The organism is Serratia sp. EC4 (assembly GCF_059652115.1).
The window spans coordinates 142,688-159,222 of sequence record NZ_JBNIDE010000004.1; the positions used below are offsets into that span (position 1 = coordinate 142,688).

At 62.5% G+C, this 16,535-nt stretch carries 12 protein-coding genes and 1 riboswitch; of the genes, 10 read left to right on the forward strand and 2 right to left on the reverse strand.

All coding sequences use genetic code 11. From position 1 onward, the window contains the following. The first annotated feature begins 34 nt into the window (after positions 1 to 34). Positions 35 to 153: riboswitch (TPP riboswitch) on the forward strand. A 57-nt stretch (positions 154 to 210) separates the two neighbouring features. The 6 genes from thiB to ilvN all read left to right on the forward strand — a co-directional run bounded on the left by thiB (position 211) and on the right by ilvN (position 5,776). Further along, positions 211 to 1,197, forward strand: coding sequence for a thiamine ABC transporter substrate binding subunit (thiB, locus tag ACP39K_RS14155; RefSeq protein WP_049300146.1), 987 nt, complete (start codon positions 211 to 213; stop codon positions 1,195 to 1,197). Next, the gene (gene thiP, locus ACP39K_RS14160; RefSeq protein WP_048795251.1) at positions 1,173 to 2,780 is read left to right on the forward strand and encodes a thiamine/thiamine pyrophosphate ABC transporter permease ThiP; all 1,608 of its coding nucleotides are present in this window, start codon (positions 1,173 to 1,175) and stop codon (positions 2,778 to 2,780) included. Before thiB ends, thiP begins: the two co-directional genes overlap by 25 nt. Further along, positions 2,767 to 3,471 (forward strand): thiamine ABC transporter ATP-binding protein ThiQ, encoded by a 705-nt coding sequence (gene thiQ / locus ACP39K_RS14165; protein ID WP_048795252.1) that lies wholly within the window; start codon positions 2,767 to 2,769, stop codon positions 3,469 to 3,471. The genes thiP and thiQ overlap by 14 nt, the downstream gene beginning before the upstream one ends. An 88-nt stretch (positions 3,472 to 3,559) precedes the next feature. Then, on the forward strand, positions 3,560 to 3,673 hold the full coding sequence (gene ivbL / locus ACP39K_RS14170; protein ID WP_154747116.1) for an ilvB operon leader peptide IvbL: 114 nt from the start codon (positions 3,560 to 3,562) through the stop codon (positions 3,671 to 3,673). A gap of 111 nt (positions 3,674 to 3,784) precedes the next feature. Further along, a complete protein-coding gene (gene ilvB, locus ACP39K_RS14175; RefSeq protein ID WP_048795253.1) occupies positions 3,785 to 5,479 on the forward strand; it encodes an acetolactate synthase large subunit in 1,695 nt (564 codons plus the stop codon). 3 nt (positions 5,480 to 5,482) lie between these two features. Beyond that, positions 5,483 to 5,776, forward strand: coding sequence for an acetolactate synthase small subunit (ilvN, locus tag ACP39K_RS14180; protein WP_016929110.1), 294 nt, complete (start codon positions 5,483 to 5,485; stop codon positions 5,774 to 5,776). A gap of 28 nt (positions 5,777 to 5,804) precedes the next feature. Here ilvN and ACP39K_RS14185 read toward each other — a convergent pair whose 3' ends face one another. After that, positions 5,805 to 6,575, reverse strand: a complete 771-nt coding sequence (locus tag ACP39K_RS14185; protein WP_016929111.1) for a DedA family protein — start codon at positions 6,573 to 6,575, stop codon at positions 5,805 to 5,807. A gap of 215 nt (positions 6,576 to 6,790) precedes the next feature. On the opposite strand from ACP39K_RS14185, the gene ACP39K_RS14190 reads away from it, so the two are divergent. From ACP39K_RS14190 to rluA, 3 genes are all read left to right on the forward strand, one after another. Beyond that, complete coding sequence (locus tag ACP39K_RS14190) at positions 6,791 to 9,157, forward strand: DNA polymerase II (protein WP_123867859.1); 2,367 nt, start codon at positions 6,791 to 6,793, stop codon at positions 9,155 to 9,157. 247 nt (positions 9,158 to 9,404) lie between these two features. After that, the gene (gene rapA, locus ACP39K_RS14195; protein ID WP_033641241.1) at positions 9,405 to 12,311 is read left to right on the forward strand and encodes an RNA polymerase-associated protein RapA; all 2,907 of its coding nucleotides are present in this window, start codon (positions 9,405 to 9,407) and stop codon (positions 12,309 to 12,311) included. Between the two features lie 57 nt (positions 12,312 to 12,368). Beyond that, the gene (gene rluA, locus ACP39K_RS14200) at positions 12,369 to 13,019 is read left to right on the forward strand and encodes a bifunctional tRNA pseudouridine(32) synthase/23S rRNA pseudouridine(746) synthase RluA (RefSeq protein WP_497008597.1); all 651 of its coding nucleotides are present in this window, start codon (positions 12,369 to 12,371) and stop codon (positions 13,017 to 13,019) included. A gap of 45 nt (positions 13,020 to 13,064) precedes the next feature. On the opposite strand, the gene djlA is transcribed toward rluA, so the two are convergent. Further along, positions 13,065 to 13,886: a co-chaperone DjlA gene (gene djlA, locus ACP39K_RS14205; RefSeq protein WP_060444854.1), complete on the reverse strand. Its 822-nt coding sequence runs from the start codon at positions 13,884 to 13,886 to the stop codon at positions 13,065 to 13,067. A 228-nt stretch (positions 13,887 to 14,114) separates the two neighbouring features. On the opposite strand from djlA, the gene lptD reads away from it, so the two are divergent. Next, complete coding sequence (lptD, locus tag ACP39K_RS14210) at positions 14,115 to 16,484, forward strand: LPS assembly protein LptD (protein ID WP_115116217.1); 2,370 nt, start codon at positions 14,115 to 14,117, stop codon at positions 16,482 to 16,484. Positions 16,485 to 16,535 lie beyond the last annotated feature (51 nt).

Below are 16,535 nucleotides of genomic sequence, written 5' to 3' on the forward strand. Positions count from 1 at the left end.
CCTTTCGCCCAAGTCGGTTAATCTTTACAATAGCGCCGTCTCAACGGGGTGCGGAGAGCCGGGCCGCCTAATAAGCCCGATTTTCCGCTGAGAGCACACCCGTCGAACCTGATCCGGTCAATACCGGCGGAGGGATTTGAGCCCAGCGAACCGGCGACGCCGCCTCGCCCCCTCAGATGCCCTTGCCCCCTTATTTTTCAGGAGTGCAACGTGGTCAAAAAATATCTGCCCTGCTTATTGCTGCTGTGCGCCGCGCCGGCGTTCGCCAAGCCGACGCTGACGGTTTACACCTATGATTCCTTCGCCGCCGACTGGGGCCCTGGCCCGGCGGTGAAAAAAGCCTTCGAAGCCGAATGCGGCTGTGAACTGAAGTTCGTCGCGCTGGAAGACGGCGTCTCGCTGCTGAACCGCCTGCGCATGGAAGGCAAAAACAGCGCCGCCGACGTGGTGCTGGGGCTGGACAACAACCTGCTGCAGGCGGCGCAGCAAACCGGCCTGTTCGCGCCGAGCGGCGTCGACACCGCCAAGCTGACGGTGCCGGGCGGCTGGCAGGACGCGACCTTCGTGCCTTACGACTACGGGTACTTCGCCTTCGTCTACAACAAAGAAAAACTGAAGAACCCGCCGAAAAGCCTGCAGGAGCTGGTCAGCGGCGACCGCAACTGGAAAGTGATCTACGAAGATCCGCGCACCAGCACGCCGGGGCTCGGCCTGCTGCTGTGGATGCAAAAAGTGTATGGCGACAAGGCGCCAGCCGCCTGGCAGCAGCTGGCGAAGAAGACCGTCACCGTCACCAAAGGCTGGAGCGAGGCCTACGGCCTGTTCCTGAAAGGCGAAGGCGACCTGGTGCTCAGCTACACCACTTCTCCGGCCTATCACCTGATCGAAGAGAAAAAAGACCTTTACGCCGCCGCCACGTTCAGCGAAGGCCACTACCTGCAGGTGGAAGTGGCGGGCAAGCTGAAAGCCGCCAAACAGCCTGAGCTGGCCGAGCGCTTCATGCAGTTCATGGTGACGCCGGCATTCCAGAACACCATCCCGACCGGCAACTGGATGTACCCGGTGATCAACACCCCGCTGCCCGTCGGTTTTGAGCAGATGAACGTGCCGCAGACCGCGCTGCAATACAGCGCTGAAGAGGTGGCCAAACAACGCGGCGGTTGGATCCGGGCATGGCAAACCGCCGTCAGCCGCTGATCCCCCGCTGGCTCTGGCCGGGGCTGCTGGCCGCCGGCGTGATCCTGCTGGTCGCCGCACTGGCGATGGGCTCACTGTGGCGTCACGCGCCGGACAGCGACTGGCGCGGCCTGTGGCAGGACAGTTACCTGTGGCACGTGGTGCGCTTCACCTTCTGGCAGGCGCTGTTGTCGGCGCTGATTTCGGTGCTGCCCGCCGTTCTGCTGGCGCGTGCGCTCTATCGCCGCCGTTTCCCCGGCCGGCAGCTGCTGCTGCGGCTGTGCGCCATGACGCTGGTGCTGCCGGTGCTGGTGGCGGTGTTCGGCCTGCTCAGCGTCTATGGGCGCCAGGGCTGGCTGGCGACGCTGTGCGGCTGGCTGGGCGTCGAGTATGGCTTCTCGCCCTACGGGCTGCAGGGCATTCTGCTGGCGCACCTGTTCTTTAACCTGCCGCTGGCCACCCGCCTGTTGCTGCAGGCGCTGGAGAACATTCCGGTGGAGCAGCGCCAGCTGGCCGCCCAACTGGGTATGAACGGCTGGCAGCAGTTCCGCTTCGTCGAATGGCCGGCGCTGCGTCGCCAGATCCTGCCGAGCGGCGCGCTGATCTTCATGCTGTGTTTCGCCAGCTTCGCCACCGTGCTGTCGCTGGGCGGCGGGCCGCAGGCCACCACCATCGAACTGGCGATCTACCAGGCGCTGAGTTACGACTACGATCTGGGGCGTGCCGCCATGCTGGCGCTGATCCAGCTGGGCTGTTGTCTCGGGCTGGTGTTGATCAGTCAGCGCCTGAGCCAGGCATTGCCGGTGGGGCATACCCACGCCCAGCGCTGGCGCAATCCGGAAGACAGCCTGTGGCGGCGCATCAGCGATTTTCTGCTGATCGCCGCCGCCCTGCTGCTGCTGCTGCCGCCTCTGCTGGCGGTGATCGCCGACGGCGCCAATCAGGCCATTGTCAGCGTGCTGCGCCAGCCGGTGCTGTGGCAGGCGCTGTTCACGTCGCTGCGCATCGCCCTCGGCGCCGGGCTGCTGTGCGTGGCGCTCACGATGATGCTGCTGTGGAGCAGCCGCGAGCTGAAACTGCGGCAGCAGCTGCGCGGCGGCCAGGCGCTGGAGCTGAGCGGCATGGTGATCCTGGCGATGCCGGGCATCGTGCTGGCCACCGGCTTCTTCCTGCTGCTGAGCGATACAATTGGGTTGCCGCAGTCGCCCTATGCGCTGGTGATCCTCACCAATGCGCTGATGGCGGTGCCCTACGCGCTAAAGGTGTTGGAGAACCCGATGCGCGACCTCGCCGAACGTTACAACCCGCTGTGCCTGTCGCTGGATATCCGCGGCTGGCAACGGCTGCGGCTGATTGAGCTGCGCGCCCTGCGCCGCCCGCTGGCGCAGGCGCTGGCCTTCGCCTGCGTGCTGTCGATCGGCGACTTCGGCGTGGTCGCCTTGTTTGGCAACGAGCATTTCCGTACCCTGCCTTTTTACCTGTATCAGCAGATTGGCGCCTACCGCAGCAACGACGGGGCGGTGACCGCGCTGCTGTTGCTGCTGCTGTGCTTCCTGTTGTTTACCCTGATTGAACGCTTACCGGGCCGCCATGCTGACGCTTGAAAAACTGACCTACCTCTATGAACACCTGCCGATGCGCTTTGATCTGCGCATCCAGCCGGGCGAGCGCGTCGCGGTGCTCGGCCCCAGCGGCGCCGGTAAAAGCACCTTGCTGAGCCTGATCGCCGGTTTTCTGCCGGCGGCCAGCGGCCGGCTGCTGCTGAACGGCGAAGACCACACCGCCACCCCGCCGGCCAAGCGGCCGGTGTCGATGCTGTTTCAGGAGAACAACCTGTTCGCGCACCTGACGGTGGCGCAGAACATCGGGCTGGGGTTGGATCCCGGTCTGCGCTTGACTGAACAACAGCGCCAACAGCGGGCGCATATCGCCCGTCAGGTCGGCCTGGAAGAGCACCTGGAGCGCCTGCCGTCGCAACTTTCCGGCGGCCAGCGTCAGCGCGCCGCGCTGGCGCGCTGTTTGATTCGCCAACGGCCGATCCTGTTGCTCGACGAACCCTTCTCAGCGCTCGATCCGGCGCTGCGCAACGAGATGCTGCAGCTGCTGCAGACGGTATGCGAACAGCGCAACCTGACGCTGCTGATGGTGTCGCACAACCTCGACGACGCCGCACGCATCGCGCCGCGCACGCTGCTGGTGGTCGACGGCCGCATCTATTACGACGGCACGACGCAGGCCCTGATGGACGGCAGCGCGCCCGAAGCGCGCGTGCTGGGCATTTCGGGCAAAGCGTGATCTGACGCGCGTTTTTTATGCTGCGCCAATAAACCTGTTGTGCGAATTTTACGCCTGTGTTTTTATAAAAACCTGACTTTTTTTACTGATGATAAGGTTCCCTGTGATCGCATCCTCGCTGACTTCGACCCTACTAGTTACCGCGCTACCAGCCGCGGTGGTCGTCGTGCGTGTGGTGGTGGTCGTCGGCAATGCGCCGTAGGGTCCGAATCAACGCATCGATTCCCAAACCCCGCCGGCGCAAACCGGGCGGGGTTTCTTGTTTTAGCACCCTGCCCAGCAAAGCTCACCGGCCTTGAGAAAGGACAGGAACATGGCAACTTCGGGCACGCCTCAACCGAGCACCCGCTTCACCGGCGCACAATTGATCGTTCATCTGCTGGAGCGTCAGGGCATCACCACCGTCGCCGGCATTCCCGGCGGCGCCGCGCTGCCGCTGTATGACGCGCTGAGCCAAAGCACCCGCATTCACCACGTGCTGGCGCGCCACGAACAGGGCGCGGGCTTTATGGCGCAAGGCATGGCGCGCGCCAACGGCAAGGCGGCGGTGTGCATCGCCTCCAGCGGGCCGGGCGCCACCAACCTGGTCACCGCCATCGCCGACGCCAAGCTCGACTCCATTCCGCTGGTGTGCATCACCGGTCAGGTGCCCTCCTCGATGATCGGCACCGACGCCTTCCAGGAAGTGGATACCTACGGCATTTCCATCCCGATCACCAAGCACAACCATCTGGTGCGCGATATCCGTGAACTGCCGCAGGTGATTGGCGACGCCTTCCGTATCGCCGAGTCCGGCCGCCCCGGCCCGGTCTGGATCGATGTGCCGAAAGACGTGCAAACCGCCACCATCACGCTGGAAGAGCTGCCGCCGATCGCCGTGCCGGACGCCGCTCCAAGCTTCGATCCGGCGCTGGTTTCGCAAGCGGCCGCGATGATCAATCAGGCGAAACGCCCGATCCTCTACCTGGGCGGCGGCATCATCTGCGCCGACGCCCACCGGCAAGCGGTGGAACTGGCCGAACGCGCCGGTCTGCCCACCACCATGACGCTGATGGCGCTGGGCGCGATGCCGGTGGAACACCCGCTGTCGCTGGGCATGCTGGGCATGCACGCGGCGCGCAGCACCAACTTCATTCTGCAGGAAGCCGATCTGCTGATCGTGCTGGGCGCGCGCTTCGACGATCGGGCGATCGGCAAAACCGAGCAGTTCTGCCCTAACGCCGCCATCATTCATGTGGATATCGACCGCGCCGAGCTGGGCAAGGTCAAACAGGCCAACGTGGCGATCCATGCCGACGTCGGCCAGGTGCTGCGCCAGCTGCTGCCGCAGATCGACACGCAGCCGCGCAGCGCATGGCTGAACACCGTCAATGACCTGAAACGCGAATTCCCGTTCAACATGCCGAACGCCGACGATCCGCTGAGCCATTACGGCCTGGTGCTGGCCGCCGCGCGCTGTGTGGACGACAGCGCCATCATCACTACCGACGTAGGCCAGCATCAGATGTGGGTGGCGCAAGCCTATCCGCTGAGCCGGCCGCGCCAGTGGCTGACGTCGGGCGGTCTGGGCACCATGGGCTTCGGTCTGCCGGCGGCGATCGGCGCGGCGCTGGCGGAGCCCGAGCGCAAAGTGCTGTGCTTCTCCGGCGACGGCAGCCTGATGATGAACATTCAGGAAATGGCCACCGCGGTCGAGCACGATCTGGACGTGAAAATCATTTTGATGAACAACCAGGCGCTGGGGCTGGTGCACCAGCAGCAAACCCTGTTCTACCAGCAGCGCATCTTCGCCGCCGCCTACCCGAAGCGCACCGACTTCCTGAAGATCGCCGCCGGATTCGGGCTGGATACCTGCGATCTGAACGCCGCGGAAGATCCGCAGGCGGCGCTGGCCGAGGCGATCCAACGCCCGGGCCCCTGCCTGATCCACGCGCTGATCGATATCAACGAAAAAGTATTCCCGATGGTGCCGCCGGGCGCCGCCAACATCGACATGATTGGAGAATAAGCCATGCTGCAACCACAAGATAAACCCCAAGTGATCCTGGAGCTGGCCGTGCGTAACCATCCCGGCGTGATGTCGCACGTTTGCGGGCTATTCGCCCGCCGCGCGTTCAACGTCGAAGGCATTCTGTGTCTGCCGCTAAAGGACGGCCAGCAGAGCCGCATTTGGCTATTGGTCGCCGACGATCAGCGGCTGGAGCAAATGATCAGCCAGGTGGAAAAGCTGGAAGACGTGCTGCAGGTGAAGCGCCACAGCGAAGACGTGCGGGTATTTGAACAGTTGGAAGCGTTCTTCCAATAAGGCGAACGGGGGCTTTCGCCCCCTTTGGTCATTGACCCGACAACACCTGCCACAGCAGGTGGCGATACACCGGCATCAGCGGCTGCTGACTCAGCGCATAACCGACCGCCAGCGCCGCCAGCCAACTCAATCCGCAAACCACGCGCAGCCGCAGCGGCGTCAGCCAACGGCTCAGTCGATCGGCGTTGCGCTTGCCCTCACGCCACCAACGCCAGCTCAACCATACCGCCAGCCAGACCAGCAGCGCCGCCGCGAGCAGCAGCCACTTGAACATCGCGCTGTCGGCGCCGGCGGGAATATCGATCGCCACGCCCGCCAGAATGCCGGGGAAGAAATAAACCGGCGGCCAGGTCAGGCAACCGATGATGTTCGGCAGCGCGAACTTGTACGGCGGCAAATCGAGCATGCCGGCCACCATTGGCACCAGCGGGCGCGTCGGGCCGACGAAGCGGCCGATCAGAATGGTCGCCATGCTGTGCTGGTGCAAGGCATGTTCGGTTTTGTCGAGCAGCGCTTTGTTCTTCTTCAGAAACGACCAGCGATGCAAAGGCCCCTTAAAGGCGCGGCCGACGAAATAAGAGATCCAGTCGCCGAGCAGACAGCCGACGATGCCCGCCGCCCAGGCGTAGTAAAAGTCCACCTTGCCGCTGCCGATCAGCGCGCCTATGCTGGCCATCATCACCGTGCCGGGCAGCAACAGCCCCACCAGCGCCAGCGACTCCAGAAAAGCGACCAGCAGGACGACCATCAGGGTGAAAGCCAGTGACTGGGTGATCAAATCTTGTAAATAGGCTTCCATTACACCTCTGCGGATTATTCGGGCCAAACGGGGCGGAGGATTTTCCAGCGCCGCCGCTGGCGAGTCAATCGATGAATTGTATGCGTATTTGGCAAAGCCGCGCGGCGATGGACAATCACTGTATAAAAACCCATACTATAATTTATCTATATTAGCGCCAAAACCGACATCACGCTGAACGTCGCGCACGCCGCCCGGTGGAAAACGAAGGGGTTATGACTGCACTGCAACAGGGTTTCCTGCTCACTCGCCACTGGCGCGACACGCCTGCCGGCACCGAGGTCGAATTTTGGCTGGCGACCGACGCAGGCCCGCGTCAGCTGCGTCTGCCGCCGCAGACCTCGGTGGCGTTTATCCCCGCCGAACAAAGGCAGCGCGCGGAACTGCTGCTGCGGGAAGAGCGGCAAGTCGAACTAAAACCGCTGGCGCTGACGGATTTTCATCACCGCCCGATGCTGGGGCTGTACTGCCGCCAGCACCGTCAGCTCATCAAGCTGGAAAAACTGCTGCGGGAGGGCGGCGTTGCGGTCTACGAGGCCGACATTCGCCCGCCGGAGCGCTACCTGATGGAACGCTTCATCACCGCGCCGGTGTGGTTCAACGGCAGCCCCGACGGCGGCGGCCCGTTGCTCAACGGCCAGATGAAGCCGGCGCCGGAGTACCGTCCAACGCTAAAACTGGTGTCGCTGGATATCGAAACCACCGCCCACGGCGAACTTTACTCTATCGCGCTGGAGGGCTGCGGCCAGCGTCAGGTCTATATGCTGGGGCCGGCCAACGGCGGCGATGCGCCGCTGGATTTCGATCTGGAGTACTGCGCCAGCCGCCCTCAGCTGCTGGAGCGGTTGAACGCCTGGCTGGAGCGGCACGATCCCGACGCCATCATCGGCTGGAACCTGGTGCAGTTCGATCTGCGAGTGCTGCAGAAGCACGCCGAGCGCTACCAAATCCCGCTGCGGCTGGGACGTGGCGGCAACCTGCTGGAGTGGCGCGAGCATGGCTTCAAGCAGAATCACTTTTTCGCCGCCGCCGCCGGCCGCCTGATCATCGACGGCATCGAGGCGCTGAAATCCGCCACCTGGAATTTTCCCTCCTTCAGCCTGGAGTACGTTTCGCAGGAACTGCTGGGCGAAGGCAAGGCGATCGACAATCCTTATCAACGCATGGCGGAGATCGACCGGCGCTTCGCCGAAGACAAGCCGGCGCTGGCACGCTACAACCTGAAGGACTGTGAACTGGTGACGCGCATCTTCGCCAAGGCCGATCTGCTCAACTTCCTGCTGGAGCGCGCCACCGTCACCGGGCTGGCGGCCGATCGCAGCGGCGGATCGGTGGCGGCCTTCAGCCACCTCTATATGCCGCGCATGCATCGCCTGGGCTTTGTCGCCCCCAACCTCGGCGAACAGCCGGAGGAACACAGCCCCGGCGGCTTTGTGATGGATTCCCGGCCCGGCCTGTACGACTCGGTGCTGGTGCTGGACTATAAAAGCCTGTACCCGTCGATCATCCGCACCTTCCTGATCGATCCGGTCGGACTGGTGGAGGGCATGCGCCACCCAAGCGACGCCAACTCGGTGCCCGGCTTTCGCAACGCCCGCTTCTCGCGCAGCAAACACTGCCTGCCGGCGATCGTCGAGCAGATCTGGCAAGGGCGCGAGGCCGCCAAACGCCAGCACAACAAGCCGCTGTCGCAGGCGCTGAAGATCATCATGAACGCGCTGTACGGCGTGCTGGGATCGAGCGGCTGCCGCTTCTTCGATCCGCGGCTGGCGTCGTCGATCACCCTGCGCGGCCACGAGATCATGCGCCAAACCCGCGAGCTGATCGAAGCCGAAGGCTATCAGGTGATTTACGGCGACACCGACTCCACCTTCGTCTGGCTGAAACAGCCGCATGACGAGCAACAGGCGGCGCAGATCGGCCGGGCGCTGGTGCAACGGGTCAACGCCTGGTGGCAGCAGCATCTGCAACAGCAGTTCGGGCTGGAGAACGCGCTGGAGCTGGAGTTCGAAACCCACTATTCCCGCTTCCTGATGCCGACCATTCGCGGCGCCGAACAGGGCAGCAAAAAACGCTACGCCGGCCTGGTCGCGCGCGCCGACGGCGAGGAAGAGATGGTGTATAAAGGCCTGGAAACGGTGCGCACCGACTGGACGCCGCTGGCGCAGCAGTTCCAGCAGCAGCTCTATCAGCGCATCTTCAAACGGCAACCTTATCAGGACTATGTGCGCGACTACGTCGGCAAAACCCTGAACGGCGACTTCGACGATCAACTGGTGTACCGCAAACGGCTGCGCAGAAAGCTCGATGACTATCAGCGCAACGTGCCGCCGCACGCCCGCGCCGCGCGCATCGCCGACGACTACAACCGCAGTCAGGGGCGGCCGCTGCAGTATCAGAACGGCGGCTGGATCAGCTACGTGATGACCGTGGCCGGGCCGGAACCGCTGGAAACCCGCCATTCGCCCATCGATTATCAGCACTACCTTGAACGCCAGCTGCAACCGGTGGCAGACGCTATACTCCCTTTCTTGCACGACGACTTCACCACGCTGGTCACCGGGCAGATGGGGCTGTTTTGAGATTGCGCCAGGTTAAGAAAAATCATCCGGTTTTGCAGGTGACGAACGCGCCGCCTTCCATTACCATAGCGCCCTTCCCAAAACTGAACCACGCTTAGCCCTGCCGTCTCGCGACGTCTGCATGGCGTGAACGGCTATTGCCCGCCAAATTTAAAACAAACCGGGATTAGCAGACGTTCAGTACAGGTGCCGCGGCCCTTCCCGCCCGGTAACAAGACTTACTTACAAAGAATCGAGCCGACAATATATGCCTTTTACTCTTGGTCAACGCTGGATCAGCGACACGGAAAGCGAATTAGGACTGGGCACCGTCGTAGCGCTGGACGCGCGCATGATTACCCTGCTTTTCCCCGCCACCGGTGAAAACCGCCTCTATGCCAGAAACGATTCGCCGATCACCCGCGTGATGTTCAACCCGGGCGATACCGTCAGCAGCCACGAGGGGTGGCAGCTGCAGGTGGAAGAGGTGAAAGAGGAAAACGGTCTGTTGACCTATATCGGCACCCGCCTGGATACCCAGGAAAGCGGCGTGGCGATGCGCGAAGTGCTGCTGGACAGCAAGCTGACCTTCAGCAAACCGCAGGATCGCCTGTTCGCCGGCCAAATCGACCGCATGGACCGTTTCGCGCTGCGTTTTCGCGCCCGCAAATACCAGAGCGAGCAGTATCGCCTGCCGTTCGCCGGCCTGCGCGGCATGCGCGCCAGCCTGATCCCGCACCAGCTACACATCGCTCATGAAGTCGGCCAGCGCCATGCGCCGCGCGTTCTGCTGGCGGACGAAGTCGGCCTCGGCAAAACCATCGAAGCCGGCATGATCATCCACCAGCAACTGCTGGCGGGCCGCGCCGAGCGCGTGCTGATCGTGGTGCCGGAAACGCTGCAGCACCAGTGGCTGGTAGAGATGATGCGCCGCTTCAACCTCTATTTCTCGCTGTTCGACGACAGCCGCTATGCCGAAGCCAAGCTCGACAGCAGCAACCCGTTCGAGACCGAACAGCTGGTGATCTGCTCGCTGGACTTCGTGCGCCGCAACAAGCAGCGCCTGGAAGAGCTGGCGGACGCCCAGTGGGATCTGCTGGTGGTCGATGAAGCGCACCACCTGGCCTGGAGCGAAGAAGCGCCGAGCCGCGAATATCAGGTGATCGAACAGTTGGCCGAGCATATCCCCGGCGTACTGCTGCTGACCGCCACCCCGGAACAGCTGGGCCAACAGAGCCACTTTGCGCGCCTGCGCCTGCTCGATCCGAACCGTTTCCACGACTACGGCGAGTTCGTCGCCGAGCAGCAGAAATACCGTCCGGTGGCCGACGCCGTCACCCTGCTGCTGAGCGGTGAACGCCTGGCTGACGACAAGCTTAACCTGCTGGGCGAGCTGATCGACGAACAGGACATCGAACCGCTGCTCAAGGCCGCCAACAGCGAAGGCGACAACGCCGAGCAGGCGCGTCAGGAGCTGGTGGCCATGCTGATGGATCGCCACGGCACCAGCCGCGTGCTGTTCCGCAACACCCGTAACGGCGTGAAGGGCTTCCCGCACCGCAACCTGCACCAGATCAAGCTGCCGTTGCCAACCCAATATCAGACCGCGATCAAAGTGTCCGGCATCATGGGCGCCAAGAAATCCGTCGAAGCGCGCGCACGCGACATGCTGTACCCGGAGCAGATCTATCAGGAATTCGAGGGCGAAAACGCCACCTGGTGGAACTTCGACCCGCGCGTCGAGTGGCTGCTGGATTACCTGCTGGCCAACCGCAACGAAAAGGTGCTGGTGATCTGCGCCAAGGCCGATACTGCGCTGCAGCTGGAGCAGGTGCTGCGCGAGCGTGAAGCGATCCGCGCCGCGGTGTTCCACGAAGGGCTGTCGATCATCGAGCGCGACCGCGCCGCCGCCTACTTCGCCTCCGAAGAGGAAGGCGCGCAGGTGCTGCTGTGTTCCGAAATCGGTTCCGAAGGCCGCAACTTCCAGTTCGCCAGCCAGCTGGTGATGTTCGATTTGCCGTTCAACCCGGATCTGCTGGAGCAGCGTATCGGCCGTCTGGACCGTATCGGCCAGATGCACGATATCCAGATCATGGTGCCTTACCTGGAGCACACCGCACAGGCGGTGCTGGGCCGCTGGTTCCACGAGGGGCTGGATGCCTTCGAACACACCTGCCCAACCGGCCGCACCATCTACGACAGCTGCTACGAGCAGTTGATCGGCTATCTGGCCGCGCCGACTGAACAAGAAGGCTTCGACGAATTCATCCACGCCTGCCGCCAGCAGCATGACCAGTTGAAAGCGCAGCTGGAACAGGGCCGCGACCGCCTGCTGGAGATGCACTCCAACGGCGGCGACAAAGCCCAAGCGCTGGCCGCCGCCATCGCCGAACAGGATAACGACGTCAACCTGGTGGGCTTCGCGCTCAACCTGTTCGACATCGTCGGCATCAATCAGGAAGACCGCAGCGACAACCTGATCGTGCTGACGCCGTCCGACCATATGCTGGTGCCGGACTTCCCGGGCCTGCCGCAGGACGGCTGCACCGTCACCTTCGATCGCGATCGGGCGCTGTCACGTGAAGACGCGCAGTTCGTCAGTTGGGAACACCCGATCATCCGCAACGGCCTGGATCTGATCCTGTCCGGCGATACCGGCAGCTGCGCGGTGTCCCTGTTGAAAAACAAAGCGTTGCCGGTCGGCACCCTGCTGGTTGAGCTGGTGTACGTGGTGGAAGCCCAGGCGCCGAAACACCTGCAGCTGACCCGCTTCCTGCCGCCGACGCCGATCCGCATGCTGATGGATCGCAAGGGCACCAACCTGGCGGCGCAGGTCGAGTTCGAAAGCTTCAACCGCCAGTTGAACGCGGTCAACCGCCACACCTCCAGCAAGCTGGTCAACGCCGTGCAGCAAGACGTGCACGCCATGCTGCAGCAGGCGGAAAGCCTGGTGGAAGCGCAGGCGCGCACGCTGATCGAACAGGCGAAGCAAGAAGCGGACGACAAGCTGAGCGCCGAGCTGGCGCGTCTGGAAGCGCTGAAGGCGGTCAACCCGAACATCCGCGACGACGAAGTCGAAGCGCTGGAGTTCAACCGCCGTCAGGTGCTGGCCAACCTCAATGAAGCCGGCTGGCGCCTGGACGCCATTCGTCTGGTGGTGGTCACCCACCAGTAACCGGCGCGACATGGGGAGGCCACCGTCTCCCCGTTCGGCCCTTTTCGCGGAGCCAAGATGGAACCCTACAATCCCCCGCAGGACCCGCTGCACATCCTGTATCAGGATGAACACATCATGGTGGTCAACAAGCCCAGCGGCTTGCTGTCGGTGCCCGGCCGCGCGCCGGAGAACAAAGACAGCCTGATGACCCGCATTCAGGCCGATCATCCGGCCGCCGAATCGGTGCACCGGCTGGATATGGCCACCAGCGGGGTGATCGTGGTGGCGCTCAATAAGGCCGCCGAGCGTGAGCTGAAGCGTCAGTTCCGCGAACGCGAACCGAAGAAATCCTATATCGCCCGCGTTTGGGGGCATATGGCGCATGACGAAGGGTTGGTGGATTTGCCGCTGATCTGCGACTGGCCGAACCGGCCGCTGCAAAAGGTGTGTTTTAACACCGGCAAAGCGGCGCAGACGGAATATCTGGTGCTGTCGCGCGACGCCGACGGCAGCACGCGCGTGAAGCTGACGCCGATCACCGGCCGCTCGCATCAGCTGCGGGTGCACATGCTGGCGCTGGGGCATCCGATCCTCGGCGACGGTTTCTACGCCCCGCCGGAGGCTAAGGCGATGGCGCCACGGCTACAGCTGCATGCGCAAGAGCTGCGCATCACCCACCCCGCCTTCCAGACGCCGATGCACTTTCGCGCCGAGCCGGATTTCTGAACCACATATTAAACGGGCCCGGCATGCCGGGCCCGCTTTCATCACTTATTTAAAACCTTTCTCGCGTTTGATCAGGTCGTACGCCGCCTGGATCTCCTGCGCTTTCTGCTTGGCCATTTCCATCATCTCCGGCGGCAAGCCTTTCGCCACCAGCTTATCCGGATGATGTTCGCTCATCAGCTTGCGGTAGGCGCGTTTGATGGTGGCGGCATCGTCGCTGCTGCTCACGCCGAGCACCTTGCAGGCATCGTCGAGCGTCGGGCCGCGCTGAGCCTGCTGATAGCCGCCCTGCGAATACCCGCCCTGCTGACCGCCGCCGAACTGACGCCCGCCCTCCATCATGCTGAGGAACTGATCGAACTGCGCGCGCGAAATGCCCAGCTCTTCGGCGATGACATACAGCACCTGACGTTCGTTCGGGTGCAGCGAGCCGTCGGCGAACGCCGCCTGGATCTGAATTTCCAGAAACATCCGAATCAAATCGAAGCGACCGAAACAGATGCTGCGGAACTGCTGCAGCGTCTCACGCAGCGGGAACTGGCTCTGTTTGCCCTCGCGGAACGCCTGCTGCGCCGCGGTGCGCGCTTCGCCGTGCAGCTGCAGGCGATCCATGAACAGGCTGGCGATCTGGATATCCGCCTCGGTAACGCGTCCCTTGGATTTGGTCAGGTGGCCCATCACCTGAAAAGTGGTGCGGAAAAACAGCGTTTGCCGCGTTTGCTGGTCGGTGAAAAACCCCCGGCTGCGCTTGTTGCTGCGCGCCGTATCGATCATATGACCGATAATCAGCCCCAGAACTACACCCCAGAATCCCGCGCCAGACCAGATGGCGACGATGACGCCGAGCAGTTTTCCCCAATACTGCATATACTCCTCAATTATCATGCCGAAAGCCGCCCGCTCTCCTTCGCTTCAGGAAAGGGCGCAGGCGATTTTTCCTAGAATTTGGATTATCATACCTGTCATTTATCTTTGCGCCTAACGACGACGCAAGTAAACGGCTGGATTTAGCACTAGCGCAACGCAGATGAGTAATATAGTCTCTGACCGTTTGCCGGACACGACGCCTCTGATGACGGAACACCAAAACCGCGTATGAAAAAAAGTTTCCCAACACTGCTGGCCACGATGATTTGGACGGCACTCTACAGTCAGCATGCGCTGGCTGATCTGGCCGAGCAATGCATGCTTGGCGTTCCCGTTTACGACAAGCCTTTGGTCAGCGGCGATCCGAACAGCCAGCCGGTGACCATCAATGCCGATGACTCGCGCGCCGACTACCCGAAAAGCGCCCTGTTCAGCGGCAACGTGCATATCGAGCAGGGCAACAGCACCCTGACCGCCAAAGAAGTCGAGCTGAACCAGACGGAAAACCCTGGCCAGACGGAACCGGTGCGCACCGTCACCGCCACCGGCGACGTGCACTACAGCGACAATCAGATCAAACTGAAAGGCCCGAAAGCCTGGTCGAACCTGAATACCAAAGATACCGACGTCTATGAAGGCGACTACCAGATGGTCGGCCGTCAGGGGCGCGGCGACGCCGACAAGATGAAAATGCGCGGCGCCAACCGTTACACCATCCTGGAAAACGGCACCTTTACCTCCTGTCTGCCGGGCGACGACAGCTGGAGCGTGGTCGGCTCCGAAGTGATCCACGATCGCGAAGAGCAGGTGGCGGAAGTGTGGAACGCCCGCTTCCGCATCGGCGGCGTGCCGGTGTTCTACAGCCCGTACCTGCAGCTGCCGGTCGGCGACAAGCGCCGCTCCGGCTTCCTGATCCCGAACGCCAAGTACGGCAGCAACAACGGCTTCGAGTTCATGTTGCCGTACTACTGGAACATCGCGCCGAACTACGACGCCACCATCACGCCGCACTATATGTCCAAGCGCGGCCTGCAGTGGCAGACCGAGTTCCGTTATCTGGTGCAGCCGGGCCTCGGCCTGATGGAGTTCGACTGGCTGCCGGACGACAAGGAATACGGCAAAGACAATGACGACAGCAAACGCTGGCTGTTCTACTGGAACCACAACGGCGTCATGGATCAGGTGTGGCGCTTCAACGTCGATTACACCAAGGTCAGCGATTACAAATACTTCACCGATCTGGACTCTAAGTACGGTTCCACCACCGACGGCTACGCCACGCAGAAATTCAGCCTCGGCTACGCCAACGAGAACTGGAACGCCACGCTGAGCTCCAAGCAGTTCCAGATCTTCGACAATACCGATCGTACCTGGTCGCAGACCTACAAGGTACAGCCGCAGCTGGATCTGAACTACTACAAGAACGACCTCGGCCCGTTCGACTTCCATATCTACGGTCAGGCGGCCAAGTTCACCAGCGTCAACCCGTACAGCCCGGACGCCACCCGTCTGCACATGGAACCGACGCTGAGCCTGCCGCTGACCAACGGTTGGGCCAGCCTGAACACCGAAGCCAAGGTGATGGCGACCCACTACCAGCAGGATATTCCTGACGGTTTCGCCGCCAACTATGCTATGCGTAATCAAGTAAGCGCAGCTGACGCACCGAACCTCGACAACTCGGTCAACCGCGTACTGCCGCAGTTCAAGGTTGACGGCAAGCTGGTGTTCGAACGGCCGATGATCTGGGCCGAAGGCGCCACCCAGACGCTGGAGCCGCGCGTGCAGTACCTGTACGTGCCGTACCGCGACCAGAGCAACATCTACACCTACGACACCACGCTGCTGCAGACCGACTACTCCGGCCTGTTCCGCGACCGCACCTACAGCGGCCTGGATCGCATCGCTTCGCAGAACCGCGTGTCTACCGGTGTGACCACCCGTATTTATGATGACGCGCTGGTTGAACGTTTTAACGCTTCCGTGGGTCAAATCTACTACTTCAGCCGTTCCCGTACCGGTGACCGGATGACCGGTTACGACAACAACGACGACACCGGCAGCGTGGCCTGGGCCGGCGATACCTATTGGAAAATCGACGATCGTTGGGGCCTGCGCGGCGGCCTGCAGTACGACACCCGCCTGAACAGCGTCTCGCTGGGCAACGGCGTGGTGGAATACCGCCAGGACAGCGAGCGCGTGGTGCAGTTGAACTACCGTTACGCCACGCCGGAATATATCCAGACGGCGCTGAACACCCGGCAGGTTCCGGCCTTCCAGGACGGCATCTCGCAGGTGGGCATCACCGGTAGCTGGCCGATCGCCGATCGTTGGGCGGTGGTCGGGGCGTATTATTACGACACCCGCGCCAAACAATCCGCCGATCAGCTGGTGGGGCTGAAGTACAACACCTGCTGCTGGGCGGTGACGCTGGGCTATGAGCGCAAGATCACCGACTGGAACACCAGCAACAATACCAGCGTTTACGACAACAGAGTTTCGTTCAACGTCGAACTGCGCGGCCTGAGCAGCGATCATAGTCTCGGCTCCGCAGAAATGCTGCGCTCCGGCATTCTGCCGTATCAGCGCGCATTCTGACGCTTTGCAACACTTTGAAAACGAGAACTTTCACCCGCATTTGCGGATTAC